This window comes from Nostoc sp. NMS9 (assembly GCF_017114995.1).
Classification (GTDB): Bacteria; Cyanobacteriota; Cyanobacteriia; order Cyanobacteriales; family Nostocaceae; genus Nostoc.
The window spans coordinates 207,935-226,220 of the sequence record NZ_JABXKL010000080.1 but is presented as its reverse complement, the minus strand read 5'-3'; the positions used below and the strand labels follow the sequence as shown (position 1 = coordinate 226,220).

The following is an 18,286-nucleotide window of genomic DNA, read 5'->3' as shown; positions in this document are numbered from 1 at the left end:
ATGGCAGAAAAAAATCATAATGACAAAATTAAAAGTAATGATTTGCCACAAGAGATTACCGAATCCTACGGTACTGGTGTAAAAGACTTGCCGGGATACAATATTGGCGGACGCTCCATGCAGGATGAAAGAGACGAGTACACAGAAACTAGTCCGAAACTGACTGGTGGGGATGTTGATGCTTATTGGCAAGATGCAGATGCAGTTGGAGATGAAGCAGTTGGTGGTAGTACTTCCACTCCCGATCAAAATGTAACTGAGGATTTAGAAGCAGCAGTGGGGCTAGAAATGGCTGATTCTGAGTTTCTGCATACCAACGATATTTTAGAGGATCGTGATGGCGATCGCTGGGAGTTAGATCCAAAGTCTTCTGAAGATTATCAAGACCGATGAGAATAATTACCAATTACAGCCAGCAACCAAATTAGCCACTATCTCCACTAGTTCTTCTGGAGCGATCGGTTTAGATATATGAGTGTCAAAGCCAGCTTCCAAGGCACGGATACGAGCCTCACTATCAGCAAAGGCTGTTAAAGCAATAGCCGGGACTCGTCCAACATTATTTGGTTTAAGCGCACGGAATTTGGAGATGAAAGTGTAGCCATCCTCCCCAGGCAACCCGATATCACTAATTAAAACATCGGGTTGCAATTCGGACAATACATTGCGTGCATCTGCTGCTGATATCACTGCTATAACTGTTGCTCCATCCATTTCCAAGACAGTAGTGATAAAAAAGCGAGTATCATCATCATCCTCAACTACCAAGATATCTAAACCAGTAAGAGTTCCAGAAGTTTGCATAATAAATGACATTTGATTTATCCTTACTTGCTATATTCGTAATTCGTAATTAAGAGAGTACAGAGCAAGCAGTGATTACAACTACGAATTACGTTAGCGAGCCCGCAAGCGTCATTATCAATTACGAATTATTATGACTTTTACACCCATTAGAGCTTTTTTTAGAGCAGATTTTGGATTTACAAAAGTAGATTGATGTGCTCGGAGTGTTGATGAGATACCGAAGCAGGCTCTTTTAACAAGAAATTATTTAACAACATAATTTCAAACATATAGCTTGATGGTTACTACTGCTTCATCTATTTTCCTACTGGAAGACCACTTCGCACAAATCAAATTCAAGCGTCGTTAGAAAGTCCTCACTTACAGCAGATTGCAACTTCTCTACGAGAGGCTATGCCAAGGTGAGGTACAGATAATCGTAGGGGCACAATATGTTGTGCCCCTAGCCGTGTACTTTATTTACCTGAAATACGCTGTATCTCGATTTTCAGCAGAATTCCGGAGTCAGAATTCATTCTCAATTCTGTACACACTTCAACAGGCTCAGTGCATCACTGACGGATAGCGTAGCGGTAGCGAGTCTGCGTAGCATTCAGAGAAGCTAGTACCGCAAGGCGGAAGTCAAAAGTCAAAAGTCAAAAGTCAAAAGTATTATGGAATGGGCTTTTTAAAGATTTTAAATGGTTGCTCTATTTCCGCCGTCGCGTACTAGTGAGTTGAGGTAAAGCTATCCGTTTCGATCAAGGATAAAAATGATAGGGGCTGACTCATATTAGCAGCAAAGCCCAGAATTCCCGGATCTCGATGTTCGTAAAGTAACTGGCCTTTGGTATCAAACAGAAAAGTTCCACCACGCTGAGTTAAGTAGGCAGAATTAGGTACATAAGTATGCCAATTGCTGAGAACTTCCACCATATTCCGTAGCCGTAGAGTAGCTAATTCAAAGGGACGTTGAAACCCACTTCCGCCAGCTAGTTGGAAAAACGACCCTTGAAAAGCAGGTAGAGGAGTACCTTGAATAATTTCATCATCTTCAATGAGTTGAGGGGCTTGACGATCTCCTGTGTATCCCCGAAAAACTTCTCTTAGCGTTCCAGGACTTCCCAACCCTGCACACATTAACACTAGATTTAGCCAAGCTTTCTGAGCAGGGGAAAGTCCAGCTAGAGGAAGATTCAGACCTGAATAAAGTTTGAGTTGGTGATGTAGTTCTCCATTAGGTTCAACAAATAAATTTTCAGGTGGAAATCCTGTATATTCACAGAATCTTATTCCAGAGGCGCGATTACCAATTCCCACTGCACGAATAGCGAGTTTTTCATCTGACAATTTTTTAGCTTCGCGCTGTAACCACCACGCATATTCAAGACTATCAAAATCCCCAAGTTGTGGCCAGACTAAAATAAGGATATATGAGGCAGTCTCGCAATTTTCTAGTAGGGGTCGGGTCATGCCATCACTAACACGCTGAAGTCCGGTCTGATTAAGGATAGTGTAAGGATTCATTACAAATGATTACTCGGATATTTGGGGTATCAGTGACACAGGATGTACTAAAGCATCAATATGCCATCATCTCAGTTTTGTAAATATTTTGTTATACTAGTTAACAGAAGTTCATATTTAGGTTTGACACCGCTAAGTAAGGGAATACCCAGTAGGTCGCTTGATGAGTGTATTACTGCTAACGGCAGCTAGATATGAAGGCTTCTTCTCAAGATTGCCAACACTGACCCTTTAGTTTTCGCCTAGTTGGGCGATTTACCCTGCGATGAATCAACCCATTACATTATCTTTAGAACAAGAATTTAGCCTTAGAACTTTTGCTGACCAAGTGCAGCAGATGTCTCGTGAACAAGCTCAAGAGTTTTTGCTTATGCTCTATAAGCAGATGATAATTCGGGAAACAACCTACCAAGAATTGCTCAAACATCAGTGGGAACTTGATTCAGACTCAATATTGGGCTAAAGCATACAAGCAAATAAATGTTTTGAATTTAGCAGCGACAAAGAAATATTGGTAGAAACGGTATGTCGCTGGAAGCTTGTGAAAGTGCTGGAATATACCAGTAATTGATTAGCGATCGCTGAACGAAGTTGCCGTAGGCATCGCTACTCATTCGAGTTAAACAATCCCCTATTGTCCAAAATTAAGGGACTTCAAGCACCCAAAAATTTGAATCTAAGTTAAATTTACTACAACTTATGGGTGGGAGGAGGAGTAGCCATCGACTGCTCCTCCCATGTTTTTAATTGATTATTATTCTATTTATTGCTGATTTTATTTTTTGGAAGTCTCTTCGCACTCCAATTGAACTGATGTCTGCGAAATAGTGACTTTAATTGATGGGTTAGTATTGGCACGCTCGGCGTTTCACCACTTAATAAATGATGTATAACTGAACATGACTATAAGTGAATAGACGATACACTTACGCGTTGAGATGACAAACCTATACTGCTAAAACTCTTAGTTAAATACTTTTTAATTAGCCGACCAAGAATCTTAATTCCATGTTCAATATCCTCTGGTGTTTGGCAAAAGTTCAAGCGCATCGCTGGATACCCTTGTCCTAGAAAAAATGCAGCACCACTAGCAACAAGGACATTGTGAGATAAGGCTTCAGAGCAAATTGCTTGAATAGGTAAATAGTGTGGCAGATGAGTCCACAAAAATAAACCACCTTTAGGAATTGTCCAGGTGATAGCTTCGGGAAAGTAATTTTCCAGAGCTTGCAACATCACATTCCGACTTTGCAAGTTATTAATACGTAAACGATTCAAGTGACGGCGGTAATGTCCCGATGCTAAAAATTCACTTACAATTACCTGAGATACTGTAGAAACATGCAAGTCATTGAGTAATTTATGCTTTACCAGAGATTGATGATGCTCACCTGTCACCACCATGTAACCAACTCGTAGTCCAGGCATTAAGGTTTTTGAAAATGTACTGATATAAGTGACCAAATCATGACGATCGAGTGCCTTGATAGGAGGAGGAACAGGTTGAAACTTTAACTCTTCGTAGGCATTATCTTCCAAAATAAAACACTCGTATTGTTGTGCCAATTTTAATAAATCTTGCCGATGAGTTTGGGAAGTTGTAATACCTGTTGGATTATGTAAAGTACTGATGGTGTAAATTAATTTTGGTCGGTGACTTTTGAGATACTGCTCCAACAATTCTAGATTCATTCCCTCCGCAGTCATGGGAATTCCTATGACTTTGGCTTGTAAATTTTCGAGAATTCCCAATGCTCCATGATAGGTTGGTGTTTCTACAATCACCCAGTCATCTTTTTGCAGGTAATATTGCATAGCTAAAGATAAAGCTTGCTGTGAGCCAGTGGTAATAATTATTTCTTCAGAGGAAATCTCTAATCCTTGTTGAACTAACATCTGAGCAATCAGTTGCCGCAGCATAAGTTGTCCTTGAGGAAAGTCTTCTCTGAAAAGGATATCTCCTGCTTTAGCCAGTGCTCGTTTTGCAACCCGTTGCAGATTATTTGAGATAGAACTAGAAGGAAAACCGGAACTAAACTCAATAATGTTTTGCTGCCGTCGAGCCTGAATTGAAGCTGTATATTGCTCGAAAAATGACCCTCTACCTTGTGAAATTATCACCTCTTGAGACGGGGCAAAGGTTGAACGCAAAGTCAGACTAGATAATACTGTTATTGTACGGTTGACAAAATAGCCTGAACCCTGACGAGCATGGATGAGACCATCAGCTTCTAAGAGACTGTAAGCCTCAATTACAGTCAATTTGTTAACTTGAATACTCGTAGACATCACCCGAATAGAGGGAAGTTTTTGTCCATCTGGTATTTTGCCAGATTGAATCAGACGACTGAGATAATTGCGGATCTGGAGATATATCGGGGTTGGTGAGTGCCGATCTAAAGGAATATTCACTGTGAAACCCTTCCTTCGGGATGATAGTAGGGATTATAGGCAATATAAGGGATTTTTTTGTATTTGAACTGGTACAGTTGAGTGCAGTTTGACTAGAACAGTTGTAAATACTGTGACTGTACCAGTCAAAATTGGACAAATCTGTACCTTCTCATTGGTATTTTTCCAAGCGAATCTAGAAAGTATCTGATGCTCGATTGAGCCAAGGGGACTTTTCTATGAAAATAGTTGATAAATGGTTGCTACTAAAATCAAAACTTCAAGAATCTTGGCATAGCTTAATTACAGTAATGACAAACAGTTCTCAGTTGCAAGTTTGGCAAAATCACCTTGCCAATGGGGATTGTTCTTGGCACGCCTATGATCCGATGACAGGACGTTGTGCTTGTTTTGGCTCTGAAGCTGAAATGCGAATATGGATTGAAACCCAGTATTATACCAAGTAAGTCAGCATGATCCGAAATTCAAATATTTACCGCATTAATCCAGAAACACTAGGACTCGGTTGTGGCTTTTTGGGTGTGCTGGGATTTAGCCTTACCTTACCAGCAACTCGTGCTGCTGTTGCTGACTTCGATCCGACTTTTGTCGGGCTGGGACGTGCAGTAGTTGCTGGTGTTCTGGCAATGATTGTTTTGTGGGTAACTCGTCAGCCTTTACCACTAAGCAAACACTGGGGGAGCTTACTAATTATTACAGCCGGAGTGGTTTTGGGGTTTCCATTACTATCAGCTTGGGCAATGCAGCAACTACCAGCGACACATGGTGCAGTAATTATAGGGCTTGTTCCTTTGGCAACTGCCATTGCTGCCACACTCAAAGGTAGAGAGCGTCCTTCCCGAAAGTTTTGGTTCGCTAGTATTTTCGGTAGTACGACCGTTGTTTTATTTGCTTTTACCTCTAGCGCGGGACAAATTCAGGGAGCAGATTTGCTTTTGTTGGGCGCAGTGGGCGCAGCTGCTATTGGCTATGCAGAAGGAGGATGTTTAGCTCAGATTTTGGGAGGATGGCAAGTTATTTGTTGGGCTTTAGTCATAGCATTTCCGATTTTGCTTATACCCGTAATATACACAGTGTTTCAGCACGGATTAGTTGCTTCACCAACTGCTTGGTTAGGTTTTAGTTATGTCAGTATTTTCAGTCAGTTCCTGGCTTTCTTTGCTTGGTATCACGGGATGAGTATCGGTGGTGTTGCAAGGGTCAGTCAGATACAGTTACTACAACCGTTTTTGACGATTATATTTTCTGGGCTATTACTAGGTGAACAAATTACGCCATTGATGCTGGTAGTCTCTGGTATCGTGATTGCTAGCATAGCAGTGGGAAAACAGGCATTAATTGAACGCAAGATTTAACTAAGTTATCAAAACAGAATTCAGGGGTCAGGAGTCAGAATACAAGATTTTCTAATTGTCGCTCCTCCTACTCCAGCATTGCTCGTCACCTTTAACACCCGATTTCAATTACTGTACCGTATATGTTGTGCTTTATATAGAATCCTTTGTGAGTCACCTTTTGGAGACTTAGCGGGAAAAGTCAGGCATAATTTAGGTTTAATTATATGTATAGTCAATAGACTTGTTTGAAAACTTTACAGACCCGGATATGCCTATAGTCTGAGACTTGCCGCAATTGTTCGATTAATTTCATACTTGTTAGGTATCCATTTTTCTTCACCCTCTACAAATCATTGTTATTTTTCTCTCGTTATATGAAACTACCCTGCCTAAGAGCTTGTGGGGAGGGGTTGGGGGTGGGGTTCTTTTATTATGGGTAATTTGGCGGATACGATCTCAATGAAGGTGATATTTGACCTTCTGACCGAACAAGCGCCGGGAAATAGCCAATCAATCGGCGCATTTAGTGATTAGGTGCGTCAAAGCATCAATCAGGCGATCGCTTTCCATTGGTATAATGTCCTTTCCATGCATCACATTTTGAGTAATATGAAAATGCACCAATGCTCCTAAGAGAATTCTCGCCGTTGCCTCTGGGTCAGGTATGTTTAATTCAGGAGCTGCTAAGTAATGAGTGAGAGTTTCCGCTACTGGCTTAATCATCGCCCGTACACAAATTTGAGCTAACTCAGGAAAACGCCCAGATTCCCCGATTAGTACTCGCATAAATGCACTATGTTCTTTGTCGTTAAGCATTTGCTCTAATGCTTTGGTTGCTATCTGGTGCAGTATGGCGACTGGTTCTGCCTCAATAGGTTCTGTACCAAAAATAGAGCTGTTCTTTTTGCTTGTCAGTTGCTCTAACAGTACTTTAAAAAGTCCTTCTTTATCTTGAAAGTGGCTGTAGACTGTCGCTTTAGAAACACCTGCTGCTACCGCTACCCGATCCATGCTTGTACCAGCATAGCCATGTTGAAGGAATTCTTGCATTGCGCCTTGCAGAATTTGCTCCACTTTATCAACGGAATTGTCTCGATCAACTTCGTCAGCTTTGATACGTACCATTTATTAATCATCCTTTCTTATAAACAATATTAATAGATGCTGCAAAATACCTCAGTACAAAATGGCGAAAAAAAATATACCCTTCGTTGAAGGAGGCAGGGGGCAGGAATAGAATTCCGCTGCATAGTGCCGAGCAAATTGATTGACAAGTTTAGTTGTATATATTGACTAAACTAGTCCGTTTAGTTTAGCATAAATTGAACTGGACAGTTTAGTACAAGTTGCTACTGGTGTAAGGGGAAAATAGTATGGAGCAAAACAGGAATTCAGAGGGTTTAAGGTCTTCTCAGAATTTTTTGCGATCGCCTGTTCTACTTGCAATAATTGCATCTCTAGCAATAGGTGGAACCAGTGTTTATACTGTGATGAAGCTTCAGGCTACAGCTAATGAAAAACAAAAAACACCAGTAGCAGTCCAGCCCGTGGTAAAAACAGTAACAGCATTAGGGCGGTTGGAACCAAAGGGAGAGGTAATAAAACTGTCAGCGCCTTCTTCAATGGGTGAAGGAAATCGGGTAGAGCAACTATTGGTGAAAGAAAGCGATCGCGTCAAAGCTGGGCAGGTAGTTGCGATTATGGACAACCGCGATAAGCTACAAGCTAGTTTGGTGGAAGCACAAAAACAAGTTCAAGTTGTCAAATCTCGCCTTAACCAGGTAAAAGCTGGAGCCAAACAGGGAGAAATTGGAGCGCGCCAAGCTACCGTGAATCGTTTGCAAGTAGAACTAGAAGGAAACATTAAAACTCAGCAAGCCACAATTAATCGTATAGAAGCAGAACTCTTTGGGCAACAACGGAGCTTGCAAGCAACAGTGGCTCGTGTAGCAGCCGAGAAGCGTAATGCTCAAGCTGACGTGCAGCGCTACGAGGCTTTATACAAAGCAGGAGCAATTTCTAACCAGGAAGTTGATAACAGACGCTTAAGCGCCGAAACTTCCACTCAAGCGTTAATTGAAAGCCAAGCCACCCAGACAAGGACTGTAGCTACCCTACGACAGCAGCTTAACGAAGCAAAAGCCAACCAAAATCAAACCCTCGCCAGCTTACAACAGCAGATTAACGAAGCAAAAGCTAACCTGAATCAAACTGCTGAAGTCCGTCCAACAGATATAGCAAACGCACAAGCAGAGGTAGACAGCGCTCTAGCCACCGTGGAGAAAATTAGAACAGAACTCGCACAGGCATACGTTGTGGCTCCTAAAGCCGGTCGGATTTTGGAGATTAATACACGAGCCGGAGAAACTGTTGGCAATGAAGGAATTGTGGCTCTAGGTCAAACCGACCAGATGTATGCAGTAGTAGAAGTCTACCAAAGTGATATCAAGAAAGTGCGTCCAGGACAGGAAGTGCGGGTAAGCAGTGATTCCCTCCGCAATGAATTAGAGGGAAGAGTGGATTGGATTGGTATGCAGGTAAAGCGGCAAAATCTGATCAACGCTGATCCCTCTAGCAATATTGATGGCAGAGTAGTGGAAGTGCATGTGCAACTGAATAAACTATCTAGCCAAAATGCTTCTAGCTTAACTAATTTGCAAGTCAAGGCGGTAATTGAACTTTAAAGGGCATTGAGAATTGGGCAATTTAATTTTAGATTTTGGATTGAGGATTTTAGATTGAAATTTAATCCAAAATCCAAAATCTAAAATCTAAAATTCTTACTCCCCACTCCCCCCACTCCCCACTCCCCACTCCCCACTCCCTATTATGAAATTAATCGAACAACTGCGGCGGCGAACGCCTTTAGGATGGCTGCAACTGAGTCATGAAAAAGGCCGTCTTTTGGTAGCATTGTCAGGCATTGCCTTTGCCGATGTTCTGATGTTCATGCAGCTAGGGTTTCAGACTGCCCTGTTTGAAAGTAACACAATCCTGCATCGCAGTATGCAGGCTGATATGTTTGTCATCAGTCCCCAAGCACGTAACCTAGCAAATATGTCTAGCTTTACGCGGCGACGGCTGTATCAAGCAATGGATGTACCAGGTGTAAAGTCGGCAGAAGGAATGTATATCAACATTGTTGATTGGAAAAATCCCCAAACACATCAGAAAACGACAATATTAGTTATGGGGTTCAATCCCGATCGGCAAGTGTTTAACTTAGCGGACGTGAATCGCCAGATAGATGCTGTTAAGCTACCAGATACCGTTTTGTTTGATCGCGCCTCTAGAGGAGATTACAATGATGCGATCGCCAAAATTGACCAAGGTAAAACTGTCACAACCGAAATAGAACGCCGGACAATTACCATTAGTGGCTTATTTTCAGTCGGGGCTTCCTTCATAGCCGATGGTACTTTAATCACCAACGACCAGAACTTTCTGCGACTATTTCCTAGACGAGAAGCTAGCGGTGTCAGTCTAGGTTTAGTTCAACTACAACCAGGCTATGACCCAAAACAGATGAAAATAGCTTTAGAATCTCATTTAGATGATGATGTTAAAGTTTTAACCAAAGCAGAATTTATCGAATTTGAAATAAATTACTGGAAAACAAATACAGCCATCGGCTTTATCTTCAGCCTGGGTGTAGCAATGGGGTTTATGGTAGGCGTGATTATCGTCTATCAAGTTCTTTCTACAGATGTGAATTCCCATATTAAAGAATACGCCACTTTCAAAGCAATGGGGTATAACAATCTCTACTTATTAGGTGTGGTGTTTGAAGAGGCGATAATTTTGGCAGTCTTGGGCTTTATCCCAGGAGCGATCGCACCTTTAGGACTTTATACTTTAACTCGCAATGCCACCAATTTACCACTTTACATGACCGTAGCACGCGCCTTGACGGTACTAACACTGACTATGATTATGTGCATAATTTCTGGTGCGATCGCTACTCGGAAATTACAGTCTGCTGACCCCGCAGATATGTTTTAAAAAATGGGCATCCGGTATGGGGATAATTACCCAATCGAAAATCTGAAATTTAAAATCTAAAATTATTATGCCTCCTGTCATCTCTATTAAAAATCTTGACCACTATTTTGGTCATGGTCAACTCCGCAAACAAGTTCTTTTTGATATCAATCTGGATATTAACGCCGGTGAAATTATTATTATGACTGGCCCTTCTGGTTCTGGTAAAACTACACTTCTCACCTTATCAGGCGGTTTGCGTTCTGCCCAATCTGGCAGTTTACAGATATTGGAACAAGAACTGTGTGGCGCTAACAAAGCACAACTTACCCAGGTGCGACGCAATAACGGTTATATTTTCCAAGCGCACAACTTGCACGGTAGCCTGACAGTACTCCAGAACGTCAGAATGGGCTTGGAAGTGCATAATAATATTTCACCGGCAGAAATGAAAACCCGGTCAGCCCAAATGTTAGAGGAGGTAGGATTAGGGCATCGCCTCAATTACTATCCTGATGATTTATCTGGGGGACAAAAACAAAGAGTTGCGATCGCTCGTGCTTTAGTTGGTCGTCCTAAAATTGTTTTAGCGGATGAACCTACTGCCGCCCTTGACAGTAAATCGGGACGAGATGTAGTCAATCTCATGCAAAAATTAGCTAAGGAACAAGATTGTACTATTCTCTTGGTTACTCATGACAACCGCATTCTAGATATTGCCGATCGCATCGTCTACATGGAAGATGGCAAGTTACTAAATGACCGTGCTGTTGTTGCAGCATCTTAAGCAGATCACAAATTAAATAGGATTGCTATAGGACGTTTGTCGGGGCATTTATTTGTACGACCCTACGAAAATCTACTGATTTATTGCCCATAAAAAATGCTTGCCAATCCCGTTTTGAAGCGGCAAATCAGACTTTTGAATTAGGGTCAATAATAATTTCTAGTGTTCTTCTAGTGTTCCTAGAATTTGCTCTGTTTCTAGTTGCATAGTGTAATAGGTATAATTTAATTTTTTATTGGCGGATATGTTACTATTTGCAGCTAGTCTCTATATTAAGAGGATGACTGATTTAGGAAGATGTTTGTAGCAAAGTAGATTGAAATGGTTGCAACAGAATACCGATAATTTTATCAATATCATTGATGTAGTATTCAACTATATCAATGTATGCTGTTAGTCCTTCCAACATTAAAAATCGCCAGTTGGTTCCACTAGTGACAACTCCATAGATTGTCTTAACTTCTTGTTGAGTATTTTGATTGAATAATTGGGCAGCTATCATAGTGGTAATACATTGTCCTAAACCACCTTTGATATTTTCATTTTTCGCCTCAATAATTGTAATTACAGGCGATTTTATGTAAAACTGTTCTTCAGAACCACAGAGAATGAAATCACAAAATCCATTCAATCCTTTACTACTATCTACATCAAAATCTGTTCCAGAAAACAGTGAAATTTGATAATTTAACTGTCGTCTAACTTCCGTAAGAACTGGCATAATTAGTAATTCTGAACGGGCTTTTTCCGTGTTGATGGCAGTTGCTAGTTGAGTATATTCTTCTAAGAGCGTTGTTAAGGTAGCGGAAGGTTGAATAGGCGACACATCTTTGAATAGATTCCGCTTTTCATCAATTACAAGTTGAAACGTTTCTCGAACTTTGGCAAGTGTGAAATCACTGTATGCCATCTGCAACATCCTCAATTATTCCCAACTAAACTCTAGCGGCTGCGCGGACAATCCGGTTGCTATTTTCAGCAAGTTGCTGGCTTAATTCGCTAGGAGTCCCAGAATTATCAGCAACCGCGTAGCGTTCCAGCCAGGATGCAGACTGCGCTCCTTGAGTCAAGACTTCATGGGGAGTTATATCATGTCCGACTAATTAGTTATAATTCCCTTTCTCTATGCAGAAAGCCCAAAAACCCATCCCCTCTGCCCCTCTGCGGTCTTAATGATAAGTCTTTAACCGGACATGATATTAGCGGGTGGAGGAGTGTCACTAAGCGCACAAAGGCATTTTCTGAACTCGCGTATTCTGCAAGTATGCTGACTAAATCATCAGTGCTGGGGTTGTAGAGACGGTTGAGTCCGCGCAACGTGGGACTAGTTTGGCGGGTAGTGGGTTGCACAACTAAATCTAATAGTACGTTTATACTATAAAAAGTATACGTCAAAACTATTGTGAAAGTTTTGTATCGCTATCTTTATAATTCCCAATAGCAAACAGACTTAATACAGCAATCCTATTTGATTTGTGAGAATTGCAAGCTACAGGTGTCTCAATCCGGTTTGGTTAACGTTTTATCTTTGAATGTGATTATAGCGGTTCTCAGCCTTTGTGAGGTACAAGAACCCCACCCCGCAAGCGAGGAGGGGAATATGATGTACCTAATATGATTAGGAAAAGCTATAATTCATCAAAATTTGATACAAATTTCCACCGCTCGTAATCACACCAAATATTTTTTGTTATTTACTTAATTTGATTATGATTGTTGGCGCTGTTACAACCCGGAATTTTAAAACCGTTTACTATACCTGAGTACTTTCATAAAACAAAAGTAGTTTGCTAAAAACATAAACCTTATAATTCGGTAGAGATATTCATTGTTATCCTAACCAGCTAAATCACTTTATCTAAGTAAAATCTCAACAATTTCCAAATTATTTTATGGACTTGGAAGTGATAAATCAACAATAACTGACTCAAGAAGTAGGAATTAGCAAACAAGTACGGAGAAAAGCCTAATCTGTTCTTTTTTCTGCGCCACTAGTTAAGAGGTAATCTATGGTGCGAAACTCAAAGCTAGGGTACAGAACGTTCCCTAAGTCTATTCTGCGTCCATCCGTTGCTATAGGTATAACTATATCTTTATTGGTTGGCGGAATAAGTTTTTATATAGTAAAACGCGGGCAAAATTATGCCAATCAAGAGGCACAAGTACCAACAACACAATTGCCACAGTTAAAAACGGTAACAGCTTTAGGGCGACTCGAACCACAGGGAAAGGTCATTAAACTCTCTGCTGCGGTGTCTGCGGAAGGAAGTCGGGTAGAAAAGTTGTTGGTGAACGAAGGGGATAGGGTAAAAGCAGGACAAGCGATCGCAATTTTGAACAGCCGCGATCGCCTCCAAGCAGCATTCAAAGAGGCACAGGAACAAGTGAAAGTAGCCCAGGCAAACCTAAACCGCACCCAAGCAGGTGCTAAACGCGGTGAAATTGCCGCCCAAAAAGCTGCGATCGCCCGCCTAGAAGCAGAACGCCAAGGTAATATTAATGCCCAAGCAGCGACAATTGAGCGATTTCAAGCCGAAGTGCGTAACGCCCAAGCAGAAGATGAACGCTATCAGCAACTATATCAACAAGGCGCAATTTCCGCTTCCCAACGGGATAGTAAGCATTTAAACTTGGAAACCTCCCAAAAAAGCTTACAAGAAGTTCAGGCACAGTTAAATCGTACCCAATCAACTAGTCAGCAACAAGTTAAACAAGCTACAGCAACACTTGATGAAATCGCTGAAGTGCGCGGAGTGGATGTAGAAGCTGCCCAAGCAGAAGTCAATCGTGCCATAGCAGCCATGAATCTGGCAAAAGTTAATCTCGAACAAGCCCAAGTGCGATCGCCCCAAAATGGACAGGTATTTGAGATCCATACCCATCCTGGGGAATTAATATCAAATGATGGCATTGCAGATATTGGACAAACCAGCCAGATGTATGTCATCGCCGAAGTCTACGAAAGCGATATCGGCAAAGTGCATTCAGGGCAGCAAGTGCGAGTACTTGGTGATTACCTCCCAATTGAATTGCAGGGAATCGTAGATCGTAAAGGCTTGCAAGTGCGACGACAGAATGTCATTAATACAGATCCCGTCAGCAATATCGACAACAGAGTAGTGGAAGTTCACATACGACTAGATGAAGCTTCCAGCCGAAAAGCCGCCACCTTAACCAATATGCAAGTTAAGGCAGTAATTGAATTGTGAAAAGGGCATTGGGCATTGGGCATTGGGAATTGGGAATTGGTTATTTTCCTTGTCCCCCTTGTCTCCCTTGTCTTCCTTGTCTCCCCACTCCCCAACCCCCAGCACCTAATCATGGGATTGATCAAACAACTGCAACGGCGAACTCCTCTAGGATGGCTGCAACTGAATCATGAAAAAAGCCGTCTTTTAGTGGCATTATCAGGCATTGCCTTTGCGGATCTTTTGATGTTCATGCAGCTAGGTTTTCAGACTGCACTGTATGACAGTAACACCAGACTACATCGCAGTTTGCAAGCAGACATTGTTTTAACCAGTCCTCAAGCGCGTAACTTGCCAAGCTTGTCTACATTTTCTCGTCGGCGACTTTACCAAGCAATGGATATACCAGGGGTGAAGTCGGCGGAACCAATGTATTTTAACAATACAATCTGGAAGAATCCCCAAACACACCGTGAGACAGGGGTGTTAGTTATCGGCTTTAACCCAGACAAGCCAGCCTTTGACTTACCCGATGTTAACCAGCAATTGCAAGCGATCAAAATGCCGGATACCGTCTTGTTCGATCGTGGTGCAAGAGGAGATTATCAAAAAGCGATCGCTCAAATTGACCAAGGTAAAACCCTGACTACCGAAATAGAACGGCGCACAATTACCATTAGTGGCTTATTCCAAGTCGGGGCTTCCTTTGGCTTTGATGGCAACCTGATTACCAGCGATCAAAATTTTTTGCGGCTATTTTCTGGGCGACAGTCCAGCAGTGTCAGTCTAGGTTTGATTCTTCTGAAACCAGGTTATGAACCGAAAAAAGTAGCAGCAATGCTCAAAGCCTACCTCAGAGATGATGTCAGAGTATTAACCCACGCCGAATTTATTGAATTTGAAAATAACTTCTGGAGAACAAATTCCCCAATTGGGTTTATTTTCAGTCTGGGTGTATCAATGGGGTTTGTGGTAGGCGTGATTATCGTCTATCAAGTCCTCTCTAATGATGTTAATGCCCACGTTCGAGAATACGCCACCTTTAAAGCAATGGGATATCGCAATTACTACCTGCTAGGTGTGGTGCTTGAAGAATCATTGATATTAGCAGCACTGGGCTTCTTCCCCGGATTAGGAGTTTCCTTAGCGCTTTATCAACTGACTCGCAGTGCTACAAATTTACCTATGTACATGACTGCGATTCGGGCATTGCAGGTGTTAGTACTGACCATCATTATGTGTACAATTTCCGGTGCGATCGCCACCCGCAAACTTCAAGCCACCGACCCCGCTGATATGTTCTAAAAAATGGGCATGGGACATAGGGCATGGGGCATGGAAATACTTACCAATCCCCAATCCCCAATCCTCAATCCCCAATCCCCAATCCCGAATTAAAATATGTTTCCCATCATCTCCATCCAGAATCTCGACCACCACTTTGGTCACGGCTCACTCCGAAAGCAAGTTTTATGTAATATCAACTTAGAGATTAACGCTGGTGAAATTATTATCATGACTGGGCCCTCTGGTTCTGGAAAGACTACCTTGTTGACCTTGGTGGGTGGATTGCGTTCTGCCCAATCTGGTAGTTTGCAGGTGTTGGGACGAGAACTTTGTGGTGCTAGTGCTGAAGAACTGGTGCAGGCGCGACGCCATAACGGTTATATTTTCCAAGCACATAACTTGCATGGTAGTTTAACAGCACTCCAAAACGTCAAAATGGCTTTAGAATTGCACAAACATCTTGGTTTAAAAAAGATGCGAGCTAGGTCAGCCCAAATGTTAGAGCAAGTAGGATTGGGAAATCATTTGCATTACTATCCCGGTCAACTGTCTGGGGGACAAAAACAACGAGTAGCGATCGCTCGTGCTTTAGTCAGTCATCCTCAAATAATCCTCGCAGATGAACCCACTGCCGCCCTTGACAGTCAATCAGGACGAGATGTAGTCAATCTCATGCAAAAACTAGCAAAAGAACAAGGCTGTACCATCTTGATGGTTACTCATGACAACCGCATTCTAGACATTGCCGATCGCATCGTTCACATGGAAGATGGCAAACTCAAGTCGAAAGTAATACTATCAGCCTAAAGTTAATTAGCGTATTCGATTATTCAGAGTTGATTTATGAAGTAAATCTTAAGTGTAGCGTAGCAGACTCGCATTTCTGCTTTAATATCACAGGTTTTTGGCAACTAAAGTCTATTATCCACGAATTTTAAAATATTTATGACTAGTATATATAGTTTAATTTATCTTCACCAACTTACTTAATCTAGTTTAAGTAATTTCCCTATACCAATTTCAACCTAACAATGTGATATTAGTGTCCAGTTGAAAAAGTGTCCAGTTGATTCCAAGATTTCCTTCAAGTATTATTTATGTAATCACAGTTAAATTTTATGCTCATTGCCAATGTCATATACCTTGGTTATTAGAGTCAAGACCAATTTCCTAAAATTACAGATAAAATGATTTGCCCTTGCAATCCATAAGTACCTGGAGAATTTCCGAAAATTTATGGTTGTCAACAACATTGGCTTCAAACAGGAAACACTAGCGATAATAAGCTAATCTATTTTCCAATACAAGCAAGGGATTTTTTGTAGTTCTATGATTATTGAGAATAGCGGTAGTAATTCAAGCAAAAAGTTGCTCGGTTTTGATGTCAAAGTTTTGACAGCCAATCGCCGTGCAATAAATGTGTTAAAGGGAATATTTGCTGTTCTCCCGATCGCCTTGGCATTGCCTGTAGATGCTTTGCAAGTAAAGGTGATTCCAACTAATCCTAAATTAGGGGATACACTCTCGGTGGAGATTAATCTAGATAATCCAGAGAATGGTACAAATCCAACAATAGCCATTGGTAAGAATACATACCCAGCCTTTAAAATTGCACCCAATGAGTATCGGGCTTTTGTTCCCACAACTCCATTAGAAAAAGCTGGAACTAGAACACTTCGGGTTGCAGGGGATGGTCAAGTTAAAAACTTGGCAGTGAATGTGCTTAATCGCAAATTCCCCGTACAACGTATTACTTTGCCACCTGGCAAAGCCGGAGTGGATGCCACAGAGTATGAACTGAAGCGTGTGGCAGCTTTTAAGGCGCTACAAACACCAGAAAAGTATTGGAATGGAGTATTTCTGAAGCCAAATGCAGGGCGGATGAGTACAAACTATGGTGTACGTCGCTACTATAATGGTACATTTGCAAAAGACTACTATCATCGTGGTCTTGACTACGCTGGTGCTGCCGGTTCACCGGTCATTGCCCCAGCCGCTGGGCGAGTTGCTTTGGTAGGTAGGGTATCCCAAGGGTTTCGGATACACGGTAACGTAGTTGGCATTGACCACGGTCAAGGAGTAACCAGTATTTTCATGCACCTGAGTCGTATTAACGTTAAAGAAGGTGATTTTGTGAAAGCTGGTCAACTAATTGGTGCAGTAGGTTCAACAGGTGCAGCCACGGGACCACATTTACACTGGGGTCTGTATGTCAACGGACAATCTGTTGATCCAACACCTTGGCGAACTAAGGTTGTTAACTAGTAGAGGCAGAATTGATCTTGTCTTTGCATAATTTGTGTATTTTTTGCTGAGAATTAGGCAAAATAAATTGGATTGATACCGTCCCTACCTTGCTTGGCCAACATAAATGATGATAAGCGTTATGAGTATCGAAAAAATTGTAGAACAAGCTCTCCAGGATGGTTATTTGACACCAGCAATGGAAGCAGAAGTCGGTAGAATATGTGATAACGCCTCGGAACTCTCAATTGAAGAGTATATGGCGTTGGATCGGCTAATGGGTGCGCTATTGACTGGTGAGGTAGTGGCGGTACCTCGCAAACAATTCATTAACGTTATGGAAGAATTGGTACTGACGGAAGCGATCGCACGAGTCGCAGAAATTGAAGCCACTAGCGAAAGTTCTTTAGATGTCGGAGATATTGCCGCTTACGCTCTCAATCGACTACCACCTTTGTATGCTACTACAGAAGAGGGTGCTAACTTCCAGCGCCAAACGGCTCAGGCACAACTGCAAGACTTAATTTCTCAGCAAATAAGTGAGGCGATTAACCGTTACCTTGATCGACCCAATTTCTTCCCAGAACGTCAAGCCTTGGGTAAAAATACTGGTAATGAGGTTGTACGCCAAGTTAGTGCTTTACTCCAAACATATGCACCTAACTTTGAGCAAAAATTATAATTTTAAGAGTCATTAGTCATTAGTCATTGGTCATTTGTTTTAGACAAAGGACAAA

20 protein-coding genes are annotated in these 18,286 nt (G+C 41.8%); 12 read left to right on the top strand and 8 right to left on the bottom strand.

Translation table 11 applies throughout. The features are described 5' to 3' along the window. Positions 1-393, top strand: a complete 393-nt coding sequence (locus tag HWQ40_RS25360) for a DUF6335 family protein (RefSeq protein ID WP_292783360.1) — start codon at positions 1-3, stop codon at positions 391-393. Between the two features lie 6 nt (positions 394-399). Here the strand turns inward: HWQ40_RS25360 and HWQ40_RS25355 are convergent, their stop codons facing one another. Further along, entirely contained in the window at positions 400-816 is a 417-nt protein-coding gene (locus HWQ40_RS25355) for a response regulator (RefSeq protein WP_292783358.1), read from the bottom strand. Positions 817-1,515: 699 nt separating this feature from the next. After that, positions 1,516-2,313, bottom strand: a complete 798-nt coding sequence (locus HWQ40_RS25350; RefSeq protein WP_292783356.1) for a peroxiredoxin-like family protein — start codon at positions 2,311-2,313, stop codon at positions 1,516-1,518. A gap of 265 nt (positions 2,314-2,578) precedes the next feature. On the opposite strand from HWQ40_RS25350, the gene HWQ40_RS25345 reads away from it, so the two are divergent. Then, positions 2,579-2,776: an NblA/ycf18 family protein gene (locus HWQ40_RS25345; protein WP_194041722.1), complete on the top strand. Its 198-nt coding sequence runs from the start codon at positions 2,579-2,581 to the stop codon at positions 2,774-2,776. Between the two features lie 28 nt (positions 2,777-2,804). Here HWQ40_RS25345 and HWQ40_RS25340 read toward each other — a convergent pair whose 3' ends face one another. Beyond that, the gene (locus HWQ40_RS25340; RefSeq protein ID WP_292783353.1) at positions 2,805-2,927 is read right to left on the bottom strand and encodes a hypothetical protein; all 123 of its coding nucleotides are present in this window, start codon (positions 2,925-2,927) and stop codon (positions 2,805-2,807) included. 289 nt (positions 2,928-3,216) lie between these two features. After that, positions 3,217-4,725, bottom strand: a complete 1,509-nt coding sequence (locus HWQ40_RS25335; RefSeq protein ID WP_292783350.1) for a PLP-dependent aminotransferase family protein — start codon at positions 4,723-4,725, stop codon at positions 3,217-3,219. A 218-nt stretch (positions 4,726-4,943) separates the two neighbouring features. Here HWQ40_RS25335 and HWQ40_RS25330 point away from each other — a divergent pair, with 218 nt between their 5' ends. Both HWQ40_RS25330 and HWQ40_RS25325 read left to right on the top strand, forming a co-directional pair. Then, the gene (locus tag HWQ40_RS25330) at positions 4,944-5,171 is read left to right on the top strand and encodes a hypothetical protein (protein ID WP_292783347.1); all 228 of its coding nucleotides are present in this window, start codon (positions 4,944-4,946) and stop codon (positions 5,169-5,171) included. A gap of 6 nt (positions 5,172-5,177) precedes the next feature. Continuing rightward, entirely contained in the window at positions 5,178-6,080 is a 903-nt protein-coding gene (locus HWQ40_RS25325) for a DMT family transporter (protein WP_292783344.1), read from the top strand. A 492-nt stretch (positions 6,081-6,572) separates the two neighbouring features. On the opposite strand, the gene HWQ40_RS25320 is transcribed toward HWQ40_RS25325, so the two are convergent. Next, entirely contained in the window at positions 6,573-7,187 is a 615-nt protein-coding gene (locus HWQ40_RS25320) for a TetR/AcrR family transcriptional regulator (protein WP_292783341.1), read from the bottom strand. 248 nt (positions 7,188-7,435) lie between these two features. Between HWQ40_RS25320 and HWQ40_RS25315 the strand changes: the two genes are divergently transcribed. The 3 genes from HWQ40_RS25315 to HWQ40_RS25305 all read left to right on the top strand — a co-directional run bounded on the left by HWQ40_RS25315 (position 7,436) and on the right by HWQ40_RS25305 (position 10,830). Beyond that, complete coding sequence (locus tag HWQ40_RS25315; protein ID WP_292783339.1) at positions 7,436-8,746, top strand: HlyD family efflux transporter periplasmic adaptor subunit; 1,311 nt, start codon at positions 7,436-7,438, stop codon at positions 8,744-8,746. Between the two features lie 142 nt (positions 8,747-8,888). After that, on the top strand, positions 8,889-10,064 hold the full coding sequence (gene devC, locus HWQ40_RS25310; RefSeq protein WP_292783549.1) for an ABC transporter permease DevC: 1,176 nt from the start codon (positions 8,889-8,891) through the stop codon (positions 10,062-10,064). Positions 10,065-10,131: 67 nt separating this feature from the next. Beyond that, positions 10,132-10,830 (top strand): DevA family ABC transporter ATP-binding protein, encoded by a 699-nt coding sequence (locus HWQ40_RS25305; protein WP_292783336.1) that lies wholly within the window; start codon positions 10,132-10,134, stop codon positions 10,828-10,830. 289 nt (positions 10,831-11,119) lie between these two features. Here the strand turns inward: HWQ40_RS25305 and HWQ40_RS25300 are convergent, their stop codons facing one another. Genes HWQ40_RS25300 through HWQ40_RS25290 form a run of 3 tightly spaced genes read right to left on the bottom strand, consistent with a single transcriptional unit; the run spans position 11,120 to position 12,180 of the window. Beyond that, positions 11,120-11,740, bottom strand: coding sequence for a hypothetical protein (locus tag HWQ40_RS25300; RefSeq protein ID WP_292783333.1), 621 nt, complete (start codon positions 11,738-11,740; stop codon positions 11,120-11,122). Positions 11,741-11,765: 25 nt separating this feature from the next. After that, the gene (locus HWQ40_RS25295; protein WP_292783330.1) at positions 11,766-11,900 is read right to left on the bottom strand and encodes a hypothetical protein; all 135 of its coding nucleotides are present in this window, start codon (positions 11,898-11,900) and stop codon (positions 11,766-11,768) included. 37 nt (positions 11,901-11,937) lie between these two features. After that, a complete protein-coding gene (locus HWQ40_RS25290) occupies positions 11,938-12,180 on the bottom strand; it encodes a hypothetical protein (protein ID WP_292783327.1) in 243 nt (80 codons plus the stop codon). 659 nt (positions 12,181-12,839) lie between these two features. On the opposite strand from HWQ40_RS25290, the gene HWQ40_RS25285 reads away from it, so the two are divergent. From HWQ40_RS25285 to HWQ40_RS25265, 5 genes are all read left to right on the top strand, one after another. Beyond that, a complete protein-coding gene (locus HWQ40_RS25285) occupies positions 12,840-14,039 on the top strand; it encodes an ABC exporter membrane fusion protein (protein ID WP_292783325.1) in 1,200 nt (399 codons plus the stop codon). A gap of 111 nt (positions 14,040-14,150) precedes the next feature. After that, positions 14,151-15,323, top strand: coding sequence for an ABC transporter permease DevC (devC, locus tag HWQ40_RS25280; protein WP_292783322.1), 1,173 nt, complete (start codon positions 14,151-14,153; stop codon positions 15,321-15,323). A 96-nt stretch (positions 15,324-15,419) separates the two neighbouring features. Next, positions 15,420-16,112: a DevA family ABC transporter ATP-binding protein gene (locus HWQ40_RS25275; RefSeq protein ID WP_292783319.1), complete on the top strand. Its 693-nt coding sequence runs from the start codon at positions 15,420-15,422 to the stop codon at positions 16,110-16,112. A gap of 522 nt (positions 16,113-16,634) precedes the next feature. Further along, entirely contained in the window at positions 16,635-17,570 is a 936-nt protein-coding gene (locus HWQ40_RS25270; protein ID WP_292783316.1) for a M23 family metallopeptidase, read from the top strand. A gap of 121 nt (positions 17,571-17,691) precedes the next feature. Next, complete coding sequence (locus tag HWQ40_RS25265) at positions 17,692-18,231, top strand: late competence development ComFB family protein (protein WP_190909652.1); 540 nt, start codon at positions 17,692-17,694, stop codon at positions 18,229-18,231. Positions 18,232-18,286: the final 55 nt, after the last annotated feature.

Excerpts from the sequence above, each read along its gene's own strand:
- HWQ40_RS25360 (WP_292783360.1), top strand. The coding sequence starts at position 1 with ATGGCAGAAAAAAATCATAATGACAAAATTAAAAGTAATGATTTGCCA.
- HWQ40_RS25355 (WP_292783358.1), bottom strand. The coding sequence starts at position 816 with ATGTCATTTATTATGCAAACTTCTGGAACTCTTACTGGTTTAGATATC.
- HWQ40_RS25350 (WP_292783356.1), bottom strand. The coding sequence starts at position 2,313 with ATGAATCCTTACACTATCCTTAATCAGACCGGACTTCAGCGTGTTAGT.
- HWQ40_RS25345 (WP_194041722.1), top strand. The coding sequence starts at position 2,579 with ATGAATCAACCCATTACATTATCTTTAGAACAAGAATTTAGCCTTAGA.
- HWQ40_RS25340 (WP_292783353.1), bottom strand. The coding sequence starts at position 2,927 with ATGAGTAGCGATGCCTACGGCAACTTCGTTCAGCGATCGCTAATCAAT.
- HWQ40_RS25330 (WP_292783347.1), top strand. The coding sequence starts at position 4,944 with ATGAAAATAGTTGATAAATGGTTGCTACTAAAATCAAAACTTCAAGAA.
- HWQ40_RS25325 (WP_292783344.1), top strand. The coding sequence starts at position 5,178 with ATGATCCGAAATTCAAATATTTACCGCATTAATCCAGAAACACTAGGA.
- HWQ40_RS25320 (WP_292783341.1), bottom strand. The coding sequence starts at position 7,187 with ATGGTACGTATCAAAGCTGACGAAGTTGATCGAGACAATTCCGTTGAT.
- HWQ40_RS25315 (WP_292783339.1), top strand. The coding sequence starts at position 7,436 with ATGGAGCAAAACAGGAATTCAGAGGGTTTAAGGTCTTCTCAGAATTTT.
- HWQ40_RS25305 (WP_292783336.1), top strand. The coding sequence starts at position 10,132 with ATGCCTCCTGTCATCTCTATTAAAAATCTTGACCACTATTTTGGTCAT.
- HWQ40_RS25300 (WP_292783333.1), bottom strand. The coding sequence starts at position 11,740 with ATGGCATACAGTGATTTCACACTTGCCAAAGTTCGAGAAACGTTTCAA.
- HWQ40_RS25285 (WP_292783325.1), top strand. The coding sequence starts at position 12,840 with ATGGTGCGAAACTCAAAGCTAGGGTACAGAACGTTCCCTAAGTCTATT.
- devC (WP_292783322.1), top strand. The coding sequence starts at position 14,151 with ATGGGATTGATCAAACAACTGCAACGGCGAACTCCTCTAGGATGGCTG.
- HWQ40_RS25275 (WP_292783319.1), top strand. The coding sequence starts at position 15,420 with ATGTTTCCCATCATCTCCATCCAGAATCTCGACCACCACTTTGGTCAC.
- HWQ40_RS25270 (WP_292783316.1), top strand. The coding sequence starts at position 16,635 with ATGATTATTGAGAATAGCGGTAGTAATTCAAGCAAAAAGTTGCTCGGT.
- HWQ40_RS25265 (WP_190909652.1), top strand. The coding sequence starts at position 17,692 with ATGAGTATCGAAAAAATTGTAGAACAAGCTCTCCAGGATGGTTATTTG.